The 17,239-nt window shown below is 48.5% G+C and carries 14 protein-coding genes; 5 read left to right on the top strand and 9 right to left on the bottom strand.

The annotated features are described in order from the left end of the window. Positions 1 to 9: 9 nt before the first annotated feature. From gspF to gspC, 4 genes are read right to left on the bottom strand one after another with little or no spacing between them, the layout of a single operon-like run. Entirely contained in the window at positions 10 to 1,230 is a 1,221-nt protein-coding gene (gene gspF / locus A3K86_RS00835; protein WP_068326244.1) for a type II secretion system inner membrane protein GspF, read from the bottom strand. Then, on the bottom strand, positions 1,230 to 2,729 hold the full coding sequence (gspE, locus tag A3K86_RS00830) for a type II secretion system ATPase GspE (protein WP_068326241.1): 1,500 nt from the start codon (positions 2,727 to 2,729) through the stop codon (positions 1,230 to 1,232). The genes gspF and gspE overlap by 1 nt, the downstream gene beginning before the upstream one ends. A 2-nt stretch (positions 2,730 to 2,731) precedes the next feature. Continuing rightward, positions 2,732 to 4,750, bottom strand: a complete 2,019-nt coding sequence (gene gspD / locus A3K86_RS00825; protein WP_068326234.1) for a type II secretion system secretin GspD — start codon at positions 4,748 to 4,750, stop codon at positions 2,732 to 2,734. A 38-nt stretch (positions 4,751 to 4,788) separates the two neighbouring features. After that, positions 4,789 to 5,688, bottom strand: coding sequence for a type II secretion system protein GspC (gene gspC / locus A3K86_RS00820; RefSeq protein ID WP_068326231.1), 900 nt, complete (start codon positions 5,686 to 5,688; stop codon positions 4,789 to 4,791). Positions 5,689 to 5,981: 293 nt separating this feature from the next. On the opposite strand from gspC, the gene hslR reads away from it, so the two are divergent. The 4 genes from hslR to A3K86_RS00800 all read left to right on the top strand — a co-directional run bounded on the left by hslR (position 5,982) and on the right by A3K86_RS00800 (position 11,527). Next, positions 5,982 to 6,389 (top strand): ribosome-associated heat shock protein Hsp15, encoded by a 408-nt coding sequence (gene hslR, locus A3K86_RS00815; protein ID WP_068326229.1) that lies wholly within the window; start codon positions 5,982 to 5,984, stop codon positions 6,387 to 6,389. 24 nt (positions 6,390 to 6,413) lie between these two features. Continuing rightward, positions 6,414 to 7,289, top strand: coding sequence for an Hsp33 family molecular chaperone HslO (gene hslO / locus A3K86_RS00810; protein ID WP_068326226.1), 876 nt, complete (start codon positions 6,414 to 6,416; stop codon positions 7,287 to 7,289). Between the two features lie 323 nt (positions 7,290 to 7,612). After that, entirely contained in the window at positions 7,613 to 9,244 is a 1,632-nt protein-coding gene (gene pckA, locus A3K86_RS00805; RefSeq protein WP_068326224.1) for a phosphoenolpyruvate carboxykinase (ATP), read from the top strand. Between the two features lie 144 nt (positions 9,245 to 9,388). Continuing rightward, on the top strand, positions 9,389 to 11,527 hold the full coding sequence (locus A3K86_RS00800; RefSeq protein ID WP_068326221.1) for an AsmA family protein: 2,139 nt from the start codon (positions 9,389 to 9,391) through the stop codon (positions 11,525 to 11,527). On the opposite strand, the gene A3K86_RS00795 is transcribed toward A3K86_RS00800, so the two are convergent. Genes A3K86_RS00795 through A3K86_RS00785 form a run of 3 tightly spaced genes read right to left on the bottom strand, consistent with a single transcriptional unit; the run spans position 11,482 to position 13,795 of the window. Next, positions 11,482 to 12,402 carry a bifunctional GNAT family N-acetyltransferase/hotdog fold thioesterase gene (locus A3K86_RS00795; RefSeq protein WP_068326218.1) on the bottom strand — a complete coding sequence of 307 codons (921 nt, stop codon included), beginning with the start codon at positions 12,400 to 12,402 and terminating at the stop codon, positions 11,482 to 11,484. The two genes, A3K86_RS00800 and A3K86_RS00795, sit on opposite strands and share 46 nt — an antisense overlap. A gap of 44 nt (positions 12,403 to 12,446) precedes the next feature. After that, positions 12,447 to 12,884 (bottom strand): D-aminoacyl-tRNA deacylase, encoded by a 438-nt coding sequence (gene dtd, locus A3K86_RS00790; RefSeq protein ID WP_068326214.1) that lies wholly within the window; start codon positions 12,882 to 12,884, stop codon positions 12,447 to 12,449. After that, positions 12,881 to 13,795, bottom strand: coding sequence for a virulence factor BrkB family protein (locus A3K86_RS00785; RefSeq protein WP_068326209.1), 915 nt, complete (start codon positions 13,793 to 13,795; stop codon positions 12,881 to 12,883). Before A3K86_RS00785 ends, dtd begins: the two co-directional genes overlap by 4 nt. 84 nt (positions 13,796 to 13,879) lie before the next feature. Between A3K86_RS00785 and A3K86_RS00780 the strand changes: the two genes are divergently transcribed. Then, entirely contained in the window at positions 13,880 to 14,521 is a 642-nt protein-coding gene (locus tag A3K86_RS00780; protein ID WP_068326207.1) for a DUF2959 domain-containing protein, read from the top strand. On the opposite strand, the gene A3K86_RS00775 is transcribed toward A3K86_RS00780, so the two are convergent. Then, the gene (locus A3K86_RS00775; RefSeq protein WP_068326204.1) at positions 14,518 to 15,048 is read right to left on the bottom strand and encodes an AAA family ATPase; all 531 of its coding nucleotides are present in this window, start codon (positions 15,046 to 15,048) and stop codon (positions 14,518 to 14,520) included. The genes A3K86_RS00780 and A3K86_RS00775 overlap by 4 nt on opposite strands. A gap of 80 nt (positions 15,049 to 15,128) precedes the next feature. After that, positions 15,129 to 16,958 (bottom strand): translational GTPase TypA, encoded by a 1,830-nt coding sequence (typA, locus tag A3K86_RS00770; RefSeq protein ID WP_068326201.1) that lies wholly within the window; start codon positions 16,956 to 16,958, stop codon positions 15,129 to 15,131. Positions 16,959 to 17,239: the final 281 nt, after the last annotated feature.

Here is a 17,239-nt window from a genome sequence, read left to right as displayed (position 1 = left end):
CCTCCAAAATTACATTCCGACCATGTTGTTCAATTCAATGATCGGCATTAAGGTCGCGATAACAATGAACATAACAATGCCCGCCATCGCAACAATCAATAAGGGTTCAAAAATCCCCAGCGCCATATTCACTAGCGATTCAAAGTCACGGTCTTGGTTATCCGCAGACCGCGTTAGCATTTGTTCGAGTTCACCACTGCGTTCACCACTGGCAATCATGTGCAACATCATCGGTGGGAACAGTTTGGTTTGCTCAAGGGCGATACGCAGGCTTGAACCTTCGCGTACTTTATCAGACGCTTCGATGATCTGACGGTTCACCCAAGTGTTAGTCATCACATCCGAGGCCACCTTCATGCCATCAAGCAAAGGGATCGCACTCGACGTACAAATCGATAAAGTACGGGCAAAACGAGAGGTATTAAGACCACGGGCGACTTTACCGATCACCGGAATATTGAGTACCCAGCGATCCCAGCGCAGACGAAAATCTGGTTTGCGCAGTGCCGCTTTCGCCGCCATCACGATACCAACAATTACCACCAGCACCGCAAGGCCCCAGTTCTGAACAAAGTCACTCGCTATCAACAACACTTCGGTGATCCCCGGTAGTTGCTGACCCATTTGCACAAACTGATCGACAATCTTAGGCACCACGGTGGCTAGCAAAAATGCGACCACAGAAACAGCCACTAGCGTTAGCATGGTTGGGTAGATCATCGCTTGTTGCAGCTTGCTACGCATCTGCTGACGGTTTTCGGTGTAATCCGCTAAGCGATTAAGCACGGTATCCAAGTGACCGGATTTCTCACCAGCAGCGACCATAGCGCGGAACAGTTGATCAAACACATGCGGGTATTCCGCCATACTGTCTGACAAGGTGTAACCTTCTACGACGCGCGAGCGCACACCCAGCAACATGTTTTTCAGCCTTGGCTTTTCACATTGCTCGGCGACTGCTTTCAAACACTCTTCCAACGGCATCGCCGCTTGCACCAGTGTTGCTAGCTGACGAGTGATCAAGGATAAGTCATGAGTACGGATCCCACGGCGAAAAGAAAAACTGCTACTCGCTTTTTTCTTCTCACGCTCGGTGGTTTGCACCACCTCGGTTGCCATCAGCCCTTTTTCACGCAGCTGTTGGCGTACCTGACGGGCATTATCCCCTTCAAGTACCCCTTTTTTCTGACGACCTTTGCTGTCTATCGCTTTATATTCAAACGCTGCCATTAGCCTTCCCTGGTGACTCGCATCACTTCTTCAAGGGTAGTCACCCCTTTACGCACTTTCGCCAAACCATCGTCACGAATACTCGGCGTGTAAGCACGTACCGCACGTTCAATCGCCTGCTCACCCGCTTCCGCATGGATCAGCTCTTGTACCGTTTCATCGATCAGCAATAGTTCGTGAATACCAGTACGGCCACGGTAACCTTTGTTATTACAGTGTTCACAGCCTGTTGGGTGGTATAAGGTCAACGATTCGCTCTCCGCGACCTTAAACAGTTTCTTCTGCTCAGCATTGGCTTCGTACGGTTCACGACATTCCGAACATAATGTACGTACCAAGCGCTGTGCGAGTACCCCAAGTAGAGATGAAGACACAAGGAAAGGTTCGATCCCCATATCACGCAAACGGGTGATAGCACCGACTGCAGTATTGGTGTGCAAAGTCGACATTACCATGTGACCTGTTAGCGAGGCTTGAACCGCAATCGCAGCGGTTTCAAGGTCACGGATCTCACCGACCATCACTACATCCGGGTCTTGACGCAAAATCGCACGCAAGCCACGAGCGAAAGTCATGTCAACTTTGGCATTCACCTGGGTCTGACCAATACCGTCGATATCAAATTCGATCGGATCTTCAACTGTTAAGATATTACGCTCTTGGCTGTTGAGCTCTTGAAGACCAGCATACAAGGTGGTGGATTTACCCGAACCTGTCGGACCGGTTACCAAAATAATGCCATGCGGGCGTTCGATGATTTTACGGAAGTTAGCATGGTTCGCTGCGGTCATACCTAGACTGTACAAATCTAGGCGCGTAGCGTTTTTATCAAGTAGACGCAATACCACACGCTCACCGTGGGACGATGGCATGGTAGAAACACGGACATCCACCGCACGACCACCGATACGCAGCGAAATACGACCATCTTGTGGAACCCGCTTTTCTGCGATATCCAGTTTCGCCATTACCTTGATACGCGACACCAACAGCGGTGCTAACTTGCGGCTCGGCTGTAAGACTTCACGCAAAACACCATCGACACGGAAACGGATCGACAGCACTTTCTCAAAGGTTTCGATATGAATATCCGACGCCGCCTCTTTGATCGCTTCCGCCAGCATGGCGTTGATCAATTTGATGATGGGCGCATCGTCTTCTGATTCCAGCAGATCTTCAGTTTCTGGCAGCTCTTCAGCTAGCGAGAAGAAATCATCGCTATCCGAACCTAAGTCTTCCATCAACTGGCGCGCTTCTGACGAGTCACGTTGGTAAGCATCAGTCAGCTTCTGCTCAAAGGCTTTGTCTTCTAATGCCACGGGCGCAAAGCTGCGCCCAGCGACACGGCGTACCTCAGTCAGCACAGCAGCTGACAATGCACCAGTATAAAATAGCTGCCAAGTCCCTTGCTCATCAGCTTCAAGCACCACTTGGTGGCGCTTGGCAAAGGAGAAAGGTAACCGGAACAATGGCTGCGCGTCGGCAGCAAAAGCGCTCATGCTTACTCCTCCAATTTAGCGACGAAAGCACGCACTTCTGGTGGCAGTGAAATATCTTCACCGTACTTAGGCAGCACCGGAATTTTAGCATCAGGTAAAAGTTTTAAGCCCTTATCCGCCTTGTAAAGTTGCTCGGCACGGATGTAATTGTATTTACGCTGGGTAATACCATCCGCCGTCACGCCATCACGGATAATGGTTGGCTTGATAAATACCATCAAGTTAGTCTTCTTGGTGCTCGTATTGGTTGAGCGGAACAAATAGCCTAATACAGGAATATCCCCCAACAGTGGGATTTTCGACTCACTTTCTCTGGTTTCATCATTGATCAAACCACCCAGTGCGAGCATCTGTCCGTCTTGCACCAGCACCGAAGTATTAAGCTGACGCTTAGCAAAACGCACGTCAACTGCCCCGTTGGCACCCAGTACGCTTGATACTTCTTGCTCAATTTTTAGCTGAACCGAATCACCTTCGTTAATTTGTGGTGTTACATTCAGCTTGATACCCACTTCCTTACGCTCAATGGTCTGGAATGGGTTATCATTATTCGAGCTCGATGCCGAGCCTGTTACCACAGGGACTTCTTCACCCACGATGAAGCTCGCTTCGCCGTTATCCATCACAGTAATGCTTGGGCTCGATAGAATGTTCGAATTACTATCAGTAGCAACCGCATTCACCAGCATGGTCCAGTCACCCAACACAATGCCCAACATGGCACCGTTCACGCCACCCAAGGCTTTACCAAGTGTGGTGTAATCACCTTTTTTATCTGGGTTCACTGTAGTGACCTGATTATCGCCCGCACCAGAGATAGTTGTTGTACCTTTGATGTCTTCTGCTTCTTTCAGACCAATCGCGTATTGCGAAATCGGCACGCCCGAGTTCGAGAACTGCACCACACCACTTTGCAACGAGCCCCACTGAACACCTAAGTTCGCACCGTCACCTTCTGCAATCTCAACAATCATGGCTTCGATCAGCACTTGAGCACGACGAATATCTAACTGAGCAATCACGTTTTCCAGTGCACGCATCACATCTGGCGGCGCAGTCAGTACCAAGGCATTAGTATCTGCGTGTGCCGAAATCATCACAGTATCTTTGCTTGATGAGCTCGCTTTTGCACTATTGCCTTTTTTCTCGGCTTGAATGTTATCTGATACGCCTTTCAGCACATCGACCATGTCTTCTGCATTGGCGTACTTCAGGTACACCACGCGGTTATTGCCCGACGACGCCATTTCTTTATCCAACTGGCGGATAAGGCGCTTCAAGCGAGCACGTACTTTCGGATCACCCGATAGCAACACAGCGTTGGTGCGATCATCGGCAACCAGTTTTGGCTGTAAAAAGCCAGGGGTCGCTTTCGCATCCGCAGTTTTATTTAGCGCTTCAACAATACGCACCATTTCAGCGGCTGAGGCATTGTTTAGCTCAACCACATCAATTTCTTTGTCACCAGCACGGTCAACACGCTCGATGATTTCAGCCAAGCGATTCACCACCGCTGCACGACCTGTGATCATGATGATATTGGCAGGATCATAGTGAACCACGTTACCAGCACCTGCGTTATCGTTAAGCTGACGCAAAAGTGGCGACAATTCACGTACCGAAACGTTACGTACCGCGATAACACGAGTAACCACTTCGTCACCTTTCACCTTGTCTTTACCATCCACTACCGGGATCGCTGAGATTTTGGCATCTTTATCACGAATAACTTTGAGTACGCCGTTATCCATTTCCACCACAGCAAAACCATACACTTCCAATACATTGAGGAAGAACTGGTAATACTGCTCATCGTTGAGCAAATCGTAACTGCGGACGTTTACCTGACCGCGCACCGCAGGATCGACTATGATGGTTTTTTCAAGGTTACGGCCAACTATGTTGATGAACTCTTGAATATCGGTGCCTTTAAAACTGGCGCTGAACTCACTGGCTGATACGGTGCCACAAAGCAAACTACCTAGTAGCAGCCAAGCGCGCTTATTCATCCATCTTTTCACAAATCTCTCCTGCGTATTCCGCATGCATGCTTTGGTTGCTACTGCAACTCAATGTAAATATCGTGTAATTGACCTTCGCGCTCTACCGTTAGGCTAAAGCTGGTCGCTTGAGAAAGCTCTGTCCAGAGCTTCGCCATCACTGTTGGATCGGTTAAGTCATTACCATTTAGGCTGACAGCCAAGTCATTGGCCTTAAGACCCACAGCATCAAATAACACTCGCTCTTTGCCCGGATTCACACGGTAACCCACAAGGTCACCGTCTTTCTTCACTTGGGATAAGCGAATGTAGCTAAATAGGTTTTGGGGTTTATCCAGAATTTCTTGTTTGATTTTGCTCAGTTGTGCTGACGACACCGCTTCATTCTTTTGCGGTTGGGCTTTTGGCGCAGAACGAGTCGGGGCACTTTGTTGCGCTTTGCCGTACTTAACGCCATCGAGCATCAAAGTTTCATCACGGCCGCTGTTACGAATGATCACCCGATCAGCGTATACCGCTTGCAACGTAGCACGGGTACCGTCAATCGCTTCGCTGATCCCGTAGGTATTCTGACGACCTTGATGGGCAATCACCGCCAAACTGGTTTTGCTTTGATTACTCGCCACCAAGCCCACCAAACGTAAATTAAGACGAGTTTGAGGCGCATCTTGCTTTACTGGCTCTTGTTTCACTACAGGCGCATCTTGTTGATAACGACCAAATAGGTTCATGGCTAAAATGTCAGACACTTTAGGTCCTGCCGATTGCGATGCAGCGCCTTGTTGCGCTTGAGGTTGCCAACTCGGTACTGCAGAGCTTGGCTGTACTGTCGCCCAGATCAGGCGCCCCAAGATCCACCCTAGCATGATCACCAAGAACCAAGTAAGGATGCGAGTCAGTGCTTGAGCTGAAATCGGCTTTTTGTTGGGCAATTTGTCCAACCATTTGGATACAACCATTCTTAAATCCGTGTTGAGTTGGTTTTTAAGCTACTTTATATAGGTGGCGGATGTTACAGAATACTCTGTGAAAATACGGCGCACAGCATTTCTTTACATGATCCACGTAATATACCAGAGCAGATCACGAAAAAAACACAATACCTATCAATAGACTAGCCATTTAAGGGAATTAATTCTCTTTTTAGCGTTGAAAATCTGATCGGATATCACCATTTAGTTGTCTTAGGCTACTGCTGACGATAAGCCAGTAATATGCTACTTTTAGCGCCCATTTTTGGTAAGGAGCTGTTGTGAACCACCGTTCTACCTCATCAGACAATATCCAAGTTCGCCTTGATAAATGGCTATGGGCTGCCCGTTTTTATAAGACGCGCTCAATCGCCCGCAATATGATTGATGGCGGTAAAGTGCATTACAACGGTCAACGTTCTAAGCCAAGCAAACTCGTTGAAGTCGGTGCCGAAGTTCGCTTACGACAAGGTAATGATGAGAAAACCATCACTATCATTAAATTGTCAGATGCCCGACGCGGCGCCCCAGAAGCACAAACGCTATATCAGGAAACTGACGAGAGTATCGAACTACGCGAAAAGCACGCCCAGATGCGTAAGCTTAACGCCTTCGATAACCCGAGTCCCGACAAGCGCCCTGATAAAAAACAGCGACGCGATATAATTAAATTTAAGAGCAGTAAATAACTACCTGCTGGAGAAGACAAGAAGATGACAAACGACAGTCTATATCGTTACCTATTTGAAGGTGTTTCAGTTCGTGGTGAACTTGTTCAGATTGCTGACACCTATCAACAAATCATTTCCAGCAAGGAATACCCAGCACCAGTTCAAAACCTACTTGGTGAGCTCCTCGTTGCAACTAGCCTACTTACGGCAACTTTAAAGTTCGAAGGTTCAATTACCGTTCAGCTTCAAGGCGACGGCCCGATTAAATTGGCCGTGATCAATGGTGACCACAACCAGAAAATGCGCGGTGTTGCACGTTGGGACGGTGATGTACCAGCAACCAACAGCATTCACGAGCTGATCGGTAAAGGTCACATGGTGATCACGATCACACCAACTAAAGGTGAGCGTTACCAAGGTATTGTTGGCCTAGAAGGCGAGACGCTAGCAGATTGCCTAGAAGGTTACTTCCAAAATTCTGAACAGCTAAAAACGCAGATCGTACTGCGTGTTGGTGAGCACGAAGGTAAAGCAAATGCCGCAGGTATGCTGCTGCAAATCCTGCCGGACGGCAAAGGTCATGAAGATGACTTTGACCACCTGTCACAACTGACCAATACTGTGAAGAACGAAGAACTGTTCGGCCTGCCAGCCGAAGATGTACTTTACCGTCTATACCACCAAGAAGAAGTGAAACTATTTGAACCACAAGCGGTAGCCTTCGAGTGTGGTTGTTCTCGTGAGCGTAGTGCTTCGGCTATCGTATCTATCGAGCGCTCAGAAGTTGAGAAGATCATTGCTGAAGAAGGTAAGGTTTCTCTGCACTGTGATTACTGTGGCACCTCTTACGACTTCGACAGTATTGATGTAGCAGCGCTGCATGAAAATGCAGAAGCGGGCAACAATCAAATCCACTGATTAATTTTTGCTCCGTATTAACTAGCAAAAGTTGAATAAATAGCCGAATAATATTCGGCTATTTTTTTAACTGAAGCACACTTTCTTCCCGTCATTACATTCATTTTTCACACCTAAATATCGCTTTTTTCAGGGAAAATATTAATTCTTGGATCTAGCGCAAACCCATAACACCGCGTTAAACTTTCACACCCAATAACGTTAACCATTTTTACTTAACCCCAACAAGTTAATGGTTATTTTTTGATAAACATCCCTGAATTACCCCTTTAGGGTTGCTAGCATGGTCAACAGTTAAACTACATCTTACCCAAGGAGCACCTATGACTGTCATGAATGTCGAGAAAAAGGTTGCAAAAAACATGGATCTGTCAAAATACGGCATCAAAAATGTTACAGAAGTAGTACGTAACCCTTCTTACGAACTTTTATTCGAAGAAGAAACCAAACCAAGCTTGGAAGGATACGAAAAAGGTATCGTGACTGAGCTCGGTGCCGTGTCTGTCGATACAGGTATTTTCACTGGACGCTCGCCTAAAGATAAGTTCATTGTAAGAGATGACACCACCCGTGATACCCTATGGTGGGCTGACCAAGGCAAGAACGACAACAAAGCGATTGACCAAGCAGTATGGAGCGACCTAAAAACGCTCGTTACTGGTCAATTGTCGGGTAAACGTCTGTTTGTGATCGATGGTTACTGTGGCGCAAACCCTGATACTCGCCTATGTATTCGTGTGATCACCGAAGTTGCGTGGCAAGCACACTTCGTGAAAAACATGTTTATCCGTCCGACAGAAGAAGAATTAGAAAACTTTGAGCCTGATTTCGTAGTAATGAATGGCGCGAAGTGCACCAACGAGAAGTGGGAAGAGCATGGTCTGAACTCTGAAAACTTCACGGTCTTTAACCTGACTGAAAAAATGCAGCTCATCGGCGGTACTTGGTACGGCGGTGAGATGAAGAAAGGTATGTTCGCGATGATGAACTACTTCCTTCCACTGCAAGACATCGCGTCAATGCACTGTTCTGCCAATATGGGCGAAGACGGTGATGTCGCTGTGTTCTTCGGTCTATCTGGTACGGGTAAAACAACCCTATCAACCGATCCTAAACGTGCCCTAATCGGTGATGATGAGCACGGCTGGGATGATAACGGTATCTTCAACTTCGAAGGTGGTTGCTACGCTAAAACCATCAACCTATCGAAAGAAGCTGAGCCAGATATCTACAACGCTATCCGTCGTGATGCGCTACTAGAAAACGTAACCGTTCGTGCTGACGGTGCGATCGATTTCGACGACAACTCGAAAACCGAAAACACCCGTGTGTCTTACCCTATCTACCACATTGAAAATATCGTGAAACCTGTCTCTAAAGGCGGTCATGCGAATAAAGTGATTTTCTTGTCGGCAGATGCATTCGGGGTATTACCACCAGTATCAAAACTGACACCAGAGCAAACCAAGTACCACTTCCTATCTGGCTTCACAGCTAAGCTAGCAGGTACTGAGCGTGGTATTACTGAACCAACACCAACCTTCTCGGCGTGTTTCGGTAATGCTTTCCTAACCCTACACCCAACCAAGTACGCTGAAGTACTGGTGAAACGTATGGAAGCGGCTGGTGCTGAAGCTTACCTAGTAAACACTGGTTGGAACGGCACTGGCAAACGTATCTCAATCCAAGATACCCGTGGCATTATCGATGCAATCCTAGATGGCTCTATCGACCAAGCTGATACCAAAGATATCCCAATCTTTAACCTTCAAGTGCCAACCGCACTACCAGGTGTTGATCCTACTATTCTTGACCCTCGCGATACCTATACAGATCCTCTGCAGTGGGAAAGCAAGGCGAAAGACTTGGCGGAACGCTTTATCAATAACTTTGATAAGTACACCGACAACGATGAAGGTAAGTCACTGGTGGCAGCAGGCCCTCAGCTAGACTAATCGCTCCCGCAACACTCGGCTAAGCCCCTCGCATGAGGGGCTTTTTTCTATCACCACGCAACACTTTCCCCGTCACCTGCTTGCCTCCCCGCACCTTTTACGCCAAGCTGAAAACTATCTTGAGTGGCATGGAAGTAAACGGCGATGCGATTAGCGGCAAAAGTAATAGCAACCCTAGGGATTTTGGTACTGCTGATCCTCACCATTTTGATTGCCTTGCTCCACACCCGTCATGCCGCGCCAGTGCTCAGTCAATTAGTCGCGAGCTTGAGCCCATACACGTTAAGTAGCGAACAAGTCGATTACGATATTCGCCGCCCATGGCATTTAACCCTTCAGGCGCCAACGCTCAGCCTCGACGATAACAAGCTGCTCCATAGTGACAACATCGAACTCTGGCTATCACCGGCAACAACACTACACAACGCCTTTCGCCGCTTAAACAACCCCAAGCTGCCGTTTCATTGGGCTTTTGACAGCCTACTCATCGATGGTATCAACACAGATACCCAGTACGAAACTAACTTAGCAGCCCTTAGCCAACTGCCGGCGATGAGCAGCCAACGTCTGGCTTTGAAAAACTTTAGCTACCACAATAACAACCTGCGCCTCGAGCACGCCCAGATTGAGGTCGATCATTGGCATAGCCCAGCCCTTGTTGCGCACACTCAATCTAAAGCCGAACATAATCTAGCGTCATGGGGACATTTCTCCGGCAACTTCCGCTTAGCGGCACCGTCTGCCCAATGGCAGCAATACCCAATAACTCAGTTGCTGCTTGATGGTGAGAAAGAGAGTGGAGAAAAAGAAAAGAGTCGATGGACACTGTACGGCTACAGCTTTAACTGGCAGGGTGCCAACATCGGTGGTCAGGCAGAACTCACGACATCAGATAGCACCCATCAATTGCATCTCCACCAGCTCAGTATCAACCAATTACGATTTAATTCAGCGCAACGCAGCCAAGAGCTTGTTAGCCAATGGCAAACGCTATTGCCTGCTAACACCACGCTGTCGATTGGTCGCCTCGATATCAACAACGGTCACATCGAATTGGCCGATCTAGCCTTCAACCAACTCAATCTTTCCTTGCTGAATTGGGATAGCCAACACAACGTCTGGCAGCAATCACACAGTCAGTTATCCCTGAGTGCCGACAGTATTTTGTGGCGCGATAGCCTGTGGCAACAACCTTTGTTGGATCTCAGCTTTACTCCCAAACAGATTGAGCTAGTCGGGCTCAGTAGCGAACTGTGGCAAGGTTATGTCCGTGCCAAAGGCACGCTCACCCCAGACACACTAGCGCTAGGGCAATTAACGCTTAACAACCTCAAAGTGTTTCTGCCCGCTAACTGGCGCCAACAAGCACAAACGTGGTTGCAGCCACTCAAACAAATCTCAGTCGAGAAGCTTGATATCGGTTATGTGCAATTAACGGCTGCCGAAGCCGCTTTTCCTTTTCATATCAGCGGCTGGCATTTAGATGGGCAAGATTTAACGCTCAAACAAGCTGACCAATGGGGATTATGGCACGGCAAACTCACCACCAATGCTGGTTTTGCGAGCTTTAATACCGTCGAGCTGATCGAGCCCTTTGTTCGTATGACCAGTAAGCAAGGCCATTGGCAACTTAACCAACTCACTTTACCTTTTAGCCACGGCTTGGTCGAAGGCCAAGCTGACATCGATTTAGCATCGGCAGCCAAGCCATGGCAACTTGCGCTTAGTGTGGATAGCGCCCCCGCCGACATACTAGCAAAGTGGTTAACCTTGCCTTTACCACTCAGCGGTAGCATCGACAGCCAAATCAGCGCCAGCGGTCTTGCTGCCAATCCACTCAGCTTGGCTTATAGCCTCAGTGGGCAACTCGAGGCTCAATTTCGCGATCTAAACCTTAACCTCTCAGGTCGCCAGCTCGCCCAACAACTGAGCCAGTGGCCGACATCTCATAAACTTGAGACGGATCCTGTGACGATGCAAACCGTCACCCATGCTAACCAAGTAGAGGAAAAACAACCGACTAAGTTAGCAACCAGCTTGTCACCACTGACAATCACCAGCGAGCGCGGTCACATCACTCTCTCGCCACTACAGCTAGAGAACGAAGAATTCAAAGCGACTTTAAAAGGCAGTTGGGATTTAGCAGCGCCCAAACAACAACGGCTGCAACTTGAAATATTGCAGCCGTGTCGATGGATTCGAGTATGGCAATCAACGCCTAACGAGATGGACGATCATCAGCAAACGACATCATCTTCGCCTTGTGAAGGGAACAACATATAAGTGCCTGTGAAAGTGGCGGCGGGTTGATCATCACTAAAGACTGTCACTTCCACCGTCACTCGCCCTTTGCGCCCCGCCGCTAAGCGATCAAGATCGCCGCTCAGCCCTTCCACCGAAACGACTGCACGCGGGCGGGCTTTCACCGCAGCACTATAACGGATATGGCTATCGACCAGCACAATATCCGCGTTAAGGTGACGCTCTTTGAGCAGCATCCAAATAAATCCCCACCCCGCCAAGGTCGCCATAGTAAAAATACTGCCGGCAAACATGGATTCATGCGGATTGAGGTTAGCATTGAACAAGGCACTGACTTCAAACCGATAACCGTTGTACTGGGTAATTTTGATCCCCATTTTGTCGCTGATCGGGATCTGATACTGCCACAGCTCTTGCAATGCTTGGCACCACTCAGGATGGCGCACCACATCGGTCAGTGGGTCGAGGTGTTTGAGCATCTGTTGGTGACGAACCGGACCGCGCTCTTCGCTTAACTCCCCTTGGCTAGCAAAGCCATTACGAAGATAAAATGGGATCGCATCTTCGCGGGCATTACACACCAACCGCTTCGCCCCTTCTTGGCGCGCCAAAGATTCCAGCGCCATCAGCACCAACGCCCCCATCCCTTTATGGCGATAATCCGGATGCACCGCCATAAAGCGTACTTGACCATCGTTATCCGGCGTCATATACAAACGACCAATCGCAATCGCCTCACCTTTACTATCCACAATCATCCGGTGGCTAGAAAGTTCATCGTAAGCATCACGCTCAGAACCGCTTGGCATATGCCAAGGCTCACGCAGCATTCGCCAGCGAAAATCGTAATAACGGCTCAGTTCAGCATCGGTTGTAGGGGTGGTTAATCGAAACATGAATTCCCTCTCTGTTTGTCCTTACCGCAGTGGTTGCAACCGACTTACACTTGAAGCCAGAACGTCACCGGACCATCGTTTTGCAGTGCCACTTTCATGTCAGCTGCAAAAATGCCAGTCTCGGTTTGGATCTCTTTATCCTTACAACATTCGACAAAATATTCGTACATGCGTTCCGCATCTGCTGGAGCTGCGCCTTTCGAGAAGCTTGGGCGCATGCCGCTGTTAGTATCAGCAGCTAGTGTGAACTGCGACACTACGAGCACGCTACCACCCGCTTGCTGTACGTTAAGGTTCATCTTACCAGCGTCGTCTTCGAACACGCGGTAACCCAATACTTTGTCACGTAAACGCTGCGCTTTTTTCTCATCGTCGTCTTTCTCAACACCCAGCAGTACCAAGAGCCCTTTGCCAATGGCACCTGTTACCTGACCGTCGACCGTTACACTTGCTTCGCTTACACGTTGGATCAGCGCAATCATTCCGTATTATCCTTTTTAGTATCTTGGTTTTGTTCTGACATTGTTGTCTTAGTTGTTGGACACCATTGTGGCCGCTCACCGAGACTAGCGGTGATTTCCGCTCCCAGCAACACAATACACCAACACAAATATACCCACACAAATAAAATTGGGATCACCGCCAAGGCGCCGTAAATCACCTGATACGACGGGAAGTTGGTGATGTACAGGGCAAAACCTTTTTTGCTAGTTTCAAACAATAGGCTGGCAGTCAAAGCGCCAATCAAGGCATGACTGAATTTGACCTTGGTATTGGGCACCAGCAAATACAGCCCCAAAAATGCCAAACTCGACATCACCACAGGCAACCCGCGCAGCATTTGTTGGAAAAAGCCGTGCACCAACTCGCTACCCAATAAATTGAGCGAGCCTAAGTACGAACTGACCGCGATACTGGAACCGACCAAGATCGGCCCAAGCGTCAACACCATCCAATAAATAGAAAACGAAATCACCGGACGACGTTTAGCACGGATCCGCCAGATATAATTGAGTGCGGTGTCGATGGTAGATATCAACATCATGGCGACCACGAACAAGGCACCGATCCCCACGGCAGTCATCTTGCCTGCATTGGCAACAAATTCGTTAAGGTAGGTTTTCACCACTTCGCCAGCAGCAGGAACAAAATGTTCGATCACAAAATTTTGGAGCAGTTCCCCCAAGCCAGCAAACACCGGAAAGCTCGACAACGCTGATAACACCACGGTGATCAGCGGCACCAGAGACAGCAGCGTCACGTATGCCATCGAGCCTGCGGTCACGGTCAAACGATCGTGCACTATCCGTTGCTGCAAATAGCGCACAAAAGCCAGCCCGACTTTAAAATGCGACCACCATTGCAGCTTGCCTGTTATCTTATTGTCAGCCATATTCATTTAATCTATTGATTGAGTTATACGTTTTGCTTACCTAACCATAGTGGTGGCAATCTGATTTACAACAAGGAGTGCTCTATGCCTTACCTGCTCGCGCTGTTTTTAAGTGTATCCGTTCTTTCTGGCTGTCAAAGTGCCTACTATTCCGCGATGGAGCAAGTCGGGGTTCACAAGCGTGACATAATGGTTGATCGGGTGGAAGACGCCTCCGAAGCTCAACAAGATGCCCAAGAGCAGTTCACCAGTGCGTTGGATGCACTCAAAGCCCTGAATCAATTTGATGGCGGCGAACTCGAAGCCGCATACAACAGCATTAACGATCAGTACGAAAACAGTGTCGATGCCGCCGACAAAGTCAGCAGCCGCATCGCCGCCATAGAAGATGTCGCGGATGCCTTGTTTGCCGAATGGCAAGAAGAGCTGGCTTTATACTCTAGCGCCAAACTCAAACGCGACAGCCAAAGCAAGCTGCGCGCCACCAAAGCTTCGTACCAGTCGATGCTCAGTGCAATGCACCGTGCCGAGCAAAAGATGTCACCCGTATTGGATACCCTGCGCGACAACACCTTGTACCTCAAGCATAACCTGAATGCGGCGGCAATTGGATCGCTGCAAGGGGAATTTAATAACCTGCAGCGTGATATTCAGCGCGCCATCACTGATATGGAAACTGCGATTGCGGAGTCAGAACGTTTTATCGCCGAGCTGAAAAAAGCCTAGCCCTGCTGCATGCGAGCCAGCACCCAGTTGGCTCGCGCTTCAATGCCATCCCACGGCACATCCACCACCTCATAACCCAACGATTGATAGGTCGCCTTCAATTGTGCATGGATTGCTTGTGCCTCAGCAAAGCTATGCGGCCGCTCATCGTCTTGGACATAAATACTGGCATTAGGGGCACAAAAGAATACTTGCGGGTGATACCCCTGCGCAGCATCACGATAATGCGCCGCCACAGGTTCACCGCCAACAGCTAAATAGGCGCAAATATCAGGAATGGCGCGGTCAACAAACGATGGCATGGTGCTGCGCAGCGCTTCTCGACGTTGAGCGCTCATGTACTCAAGACACAAAGCCGCAAATGCAGGCAGGTTAGTCCAAGGTAAAACACCATCGCTAAGTGCGGCTTGCTCGCGGATTAAGGTGCGCGATACTTCAGGGAAAGTACGGTAGCCTTTGTTGGCTAGCGCGTTAAGCAAACTGGTTTTCCCTGCGCCAGGGCCACCGCTGATAATGATAGGTTGCATGATTAAGTTATCCCTAAAAAAAATCCCCCCAGGCCGAGGCGTGGAGGGATTCTTATTAGCTCGCTAAGCGATACCGCAAATTACTTTGCAGAACGGCTTGCGCGCTTACGATCGTTTTCAGTAAGAAGTTTCTTACGGATACGGATGTTTTCTGGTGTTACTTCTACTAGTTCGTCGTCATCGATGAACTCTAGCGCTTGCTCAAGAGTGTACTTGATTGCAGGCGTTAGTACTTGCGCTTCATCAGTACCAGATGCACGAACGTTAGTTAGCTGCTTACCTTTCAGACAGTTCACTGTTAGGTCGTTAGAACGGCTGTGAATACCGATGATTTGACCTTCGTAAACTTCGTCTGCGTGCTCAGTAAATAGACGACCACGCTCTTGTAGGTTGAACAGTGCGTAAGTCAGCGCTTTACCTGTTGCGTTCGAGATAAGAACACCGTTGCTACGTTGACCGATTTCGCCGCCTTTGTGAGCGCCATAGTGATCAAACGTATGGTAAAGAAGACCAGAACCTGAAGTCAGTGTCATGAATTCAGTTTGGAAACCAATCAGACCACGAGAAGGCATCATGAAGTCCATACGTACACGGCCTTTACCGTCTGGTGCCATGTCAGTCAGCTCACCTTTACGTAGGCCGATGTTTTCCATGATACCGCCCTGGTGCTCTTCCAGTACGTCGATAGTCACAACTTCGAACGGTTCCATTAGCTGACCATCTTCTTCTTTGATGATTACTTCTGGACGAGATACTGCAAGCTCGAAGCCTTCACGACGCATGTTTTCGATCAGGATAGATAGGTGAAGCTCACCACGACCTGAAACGCGGAATTTATCTGGGTCTTCAGTTTCTTCAACACGTAGTGCTACGTTGTGAACCAATTCTTTTTCCAGACGCTCAAGGATGTTACGTGACGTTACGAACTTACCTTCTTTACCAGCGAATGGAGAAGTGTTTACTTGGAACGTCATTGTTACTGTTGGTTCGTCAACAGATAGTGCAGGTAGTGCTTCTACTGCATTCTGATCACAGATAGTGTCAGAGATTTTCAGTTCGCCAAGACCTGTGATTGCAATGATGTCACCCGCTTTAGCTTCTTCAACGTCGTGACGCTCAAGGCCAAGGTAACCCATAACAGTACCAACTTTACCGTTACGTTGTTTGCCGTCAGCACTTACAACAGTCACTTGTTGGTTTGGCTTAACAGAACCACGAGTTACACGTGCAACACCGATAACACCAACGTAAGAGCTGTAGTCTAGCTGAGAAACTTGCATTTGTAGTGGACCGTCTAGGTCAACTTCTGGTGCCGCTACTTGCTCTACGATAGTTTCAAATAGTGGTTCCATGTTCTCGCCAGTTTCGCCTTCTTCTAGCGTCGCCCAGCCGTTTAGTGCAGAAGCGTAAACAACTTTAAAGTCTAGCTGTTCGTCAGTTGCACCTAGGTTGTCGAATAGGTCGAATACTTGGTCCATAACCCAATCAGGGCGCGCACCTGGACGGTCAATCTTGTTGATAACAACGATTGGTTTTAGACCGTGAGCAAATGCTTTCTGTGTTACGAAACGCGTTTGCGGCATTGGGCCGTCTACTGCGTCAACGATAAGCAGCACAGAGTCAACCATCGACATGATACGCTCTACTTCACCACCGAAGTCGGCGTGTCCAGGGGTATCTACGATGTTGATGCGGTAATCATTCCAGTTAATTGCTGTGTTCTTAGCAAGAATGGTAATACCACGCTCTTTCTCGATATCGTTCGAGTCCATTACACGCTCTTCGCTCTCACCGCGAGATTCTAGCGTGCCTGACTGCTGCAGCAGTTTGTCAACCAGGGTAGTTTTACCGTGGTCAACGTGAGCAATAATTGCGATATTTCTTAATTTATCGATCTGTTGATTAGACATGGATTTCACATTCACTCAGAACATGCAGCAACCTTGGGGAAGCTACTTGGTTAAAAAAACGGCTCATAATCTAACAGATTTTACGCCAAAACCCACGAATTATGTGATTTATATCACCAGCTTTTTGAATTAAATGCTGCGAAAGGCATAAAAGGGCGATAAACACAGGCGGGAAGCACCTTATTCAAGCCATCAATTTCACCGCACTTAACCCAAATGTCATCAAGAATTGTTCATAATTCACGCGGGTTGGTGATTGACAGTCACATACGCTGGGTTAT

This window comes from Photobacterium jeanii, from assembly GCF_001650345.1.
GTDB lineage: Bacteria > Pseudomonadota > Gammaproteobacteria > Enterobacterales > Vibrionaceae > Photobacterium > Photobacterium jeanii.
This window is presented reverse-complemented; position numbering and strand designations above follow the sequence as displayed.

Excerpts from the sequence above, each read along its gene's own strand:
- gspF (WP_068326244.1), bottom strand. The coding sequence starts at position 1,230 with ATGGCAGCGTTTGAATATAAAGCGATAGACAGCAAAGGTCGTCAGAAA.
- gspE (WP_068326241.1), bottom strand. The coding sequence starts at position 2,729 with ATGAGCGCTTTTGCTGCCGACGCGCAGCCATTGTTCCGGTTACCTTTC.
- gspC (WP_068326231.1), bottom strand. The coding sequence starts at position 5,688 with ATGGTTGTATCCAAATGGTTGGACAAATTGCCCAACAAAAAGCCGATT.
- hslO (WP_068326226.1), top strand. The coding sequence starts at position 6,414 with ATGACAAACGACAGTCTATATCGTTACCTATTTGAAGGTGTTTCAGTT.
- pckA (WP_068326224.1), top strand. The coding sequence starts at position 7,613 with ATGACTGTCATGAATGTCGAGAAAAAGGTTGCAAAAAACATGGATCTG.
- A3K86_RS00800 (WP_068326221.1), top strand. The coding sequence starts at position 9,389 with ATGCGATTAGCGGCAAAAGTAATAGCAACCCTAGGGATTTTGGTACTG.
- A3K86_RS00795 (WP_068326218.1), bottom strand. The coding sequence starts at position 12,402 with ATGTTTCGATTAACCACCCCTACAACCGATGCTGAACTGAGCCGTTAT.
- dtd (WP_068326214.1), bottom strand. The coding sequence starts at position 12,884 with ATGATTGCGCTGATCCAACGTGTAAGCGAAGCAAGTGTAACGGTCGAC.
- A3K86_RS00785 (WP_068326209.1), bottom strand. The coding sequence starts at position 13,795 with ATGGCTGACAATAAGATAACAGGCAAGCTGCAATGGTGGTCGCATTTT.
- A3K86_RS00780 (WP_068326207.1), top strand. The coding sequence starts at position 13,880 with ATGCCTTACCTGCTCGCGCTGTTTTTAAGTGTATCCGTTCTTTCTGGC.
- A3K86_RS00775 (WP_068326204.1), bottom strand. The coding sequence starts at position 15,048 with ATGCAACCTATCATTATCAGCGGTGGCCCTGGCGCAGGGAAAACCAGT.
- typA (WP_068326201.1), bottom strand. The coding sequence starts at position 16,958 with ATGTCTAATCAACAGATCGATAAATTAAGAAATATCGCAATTATTGCT.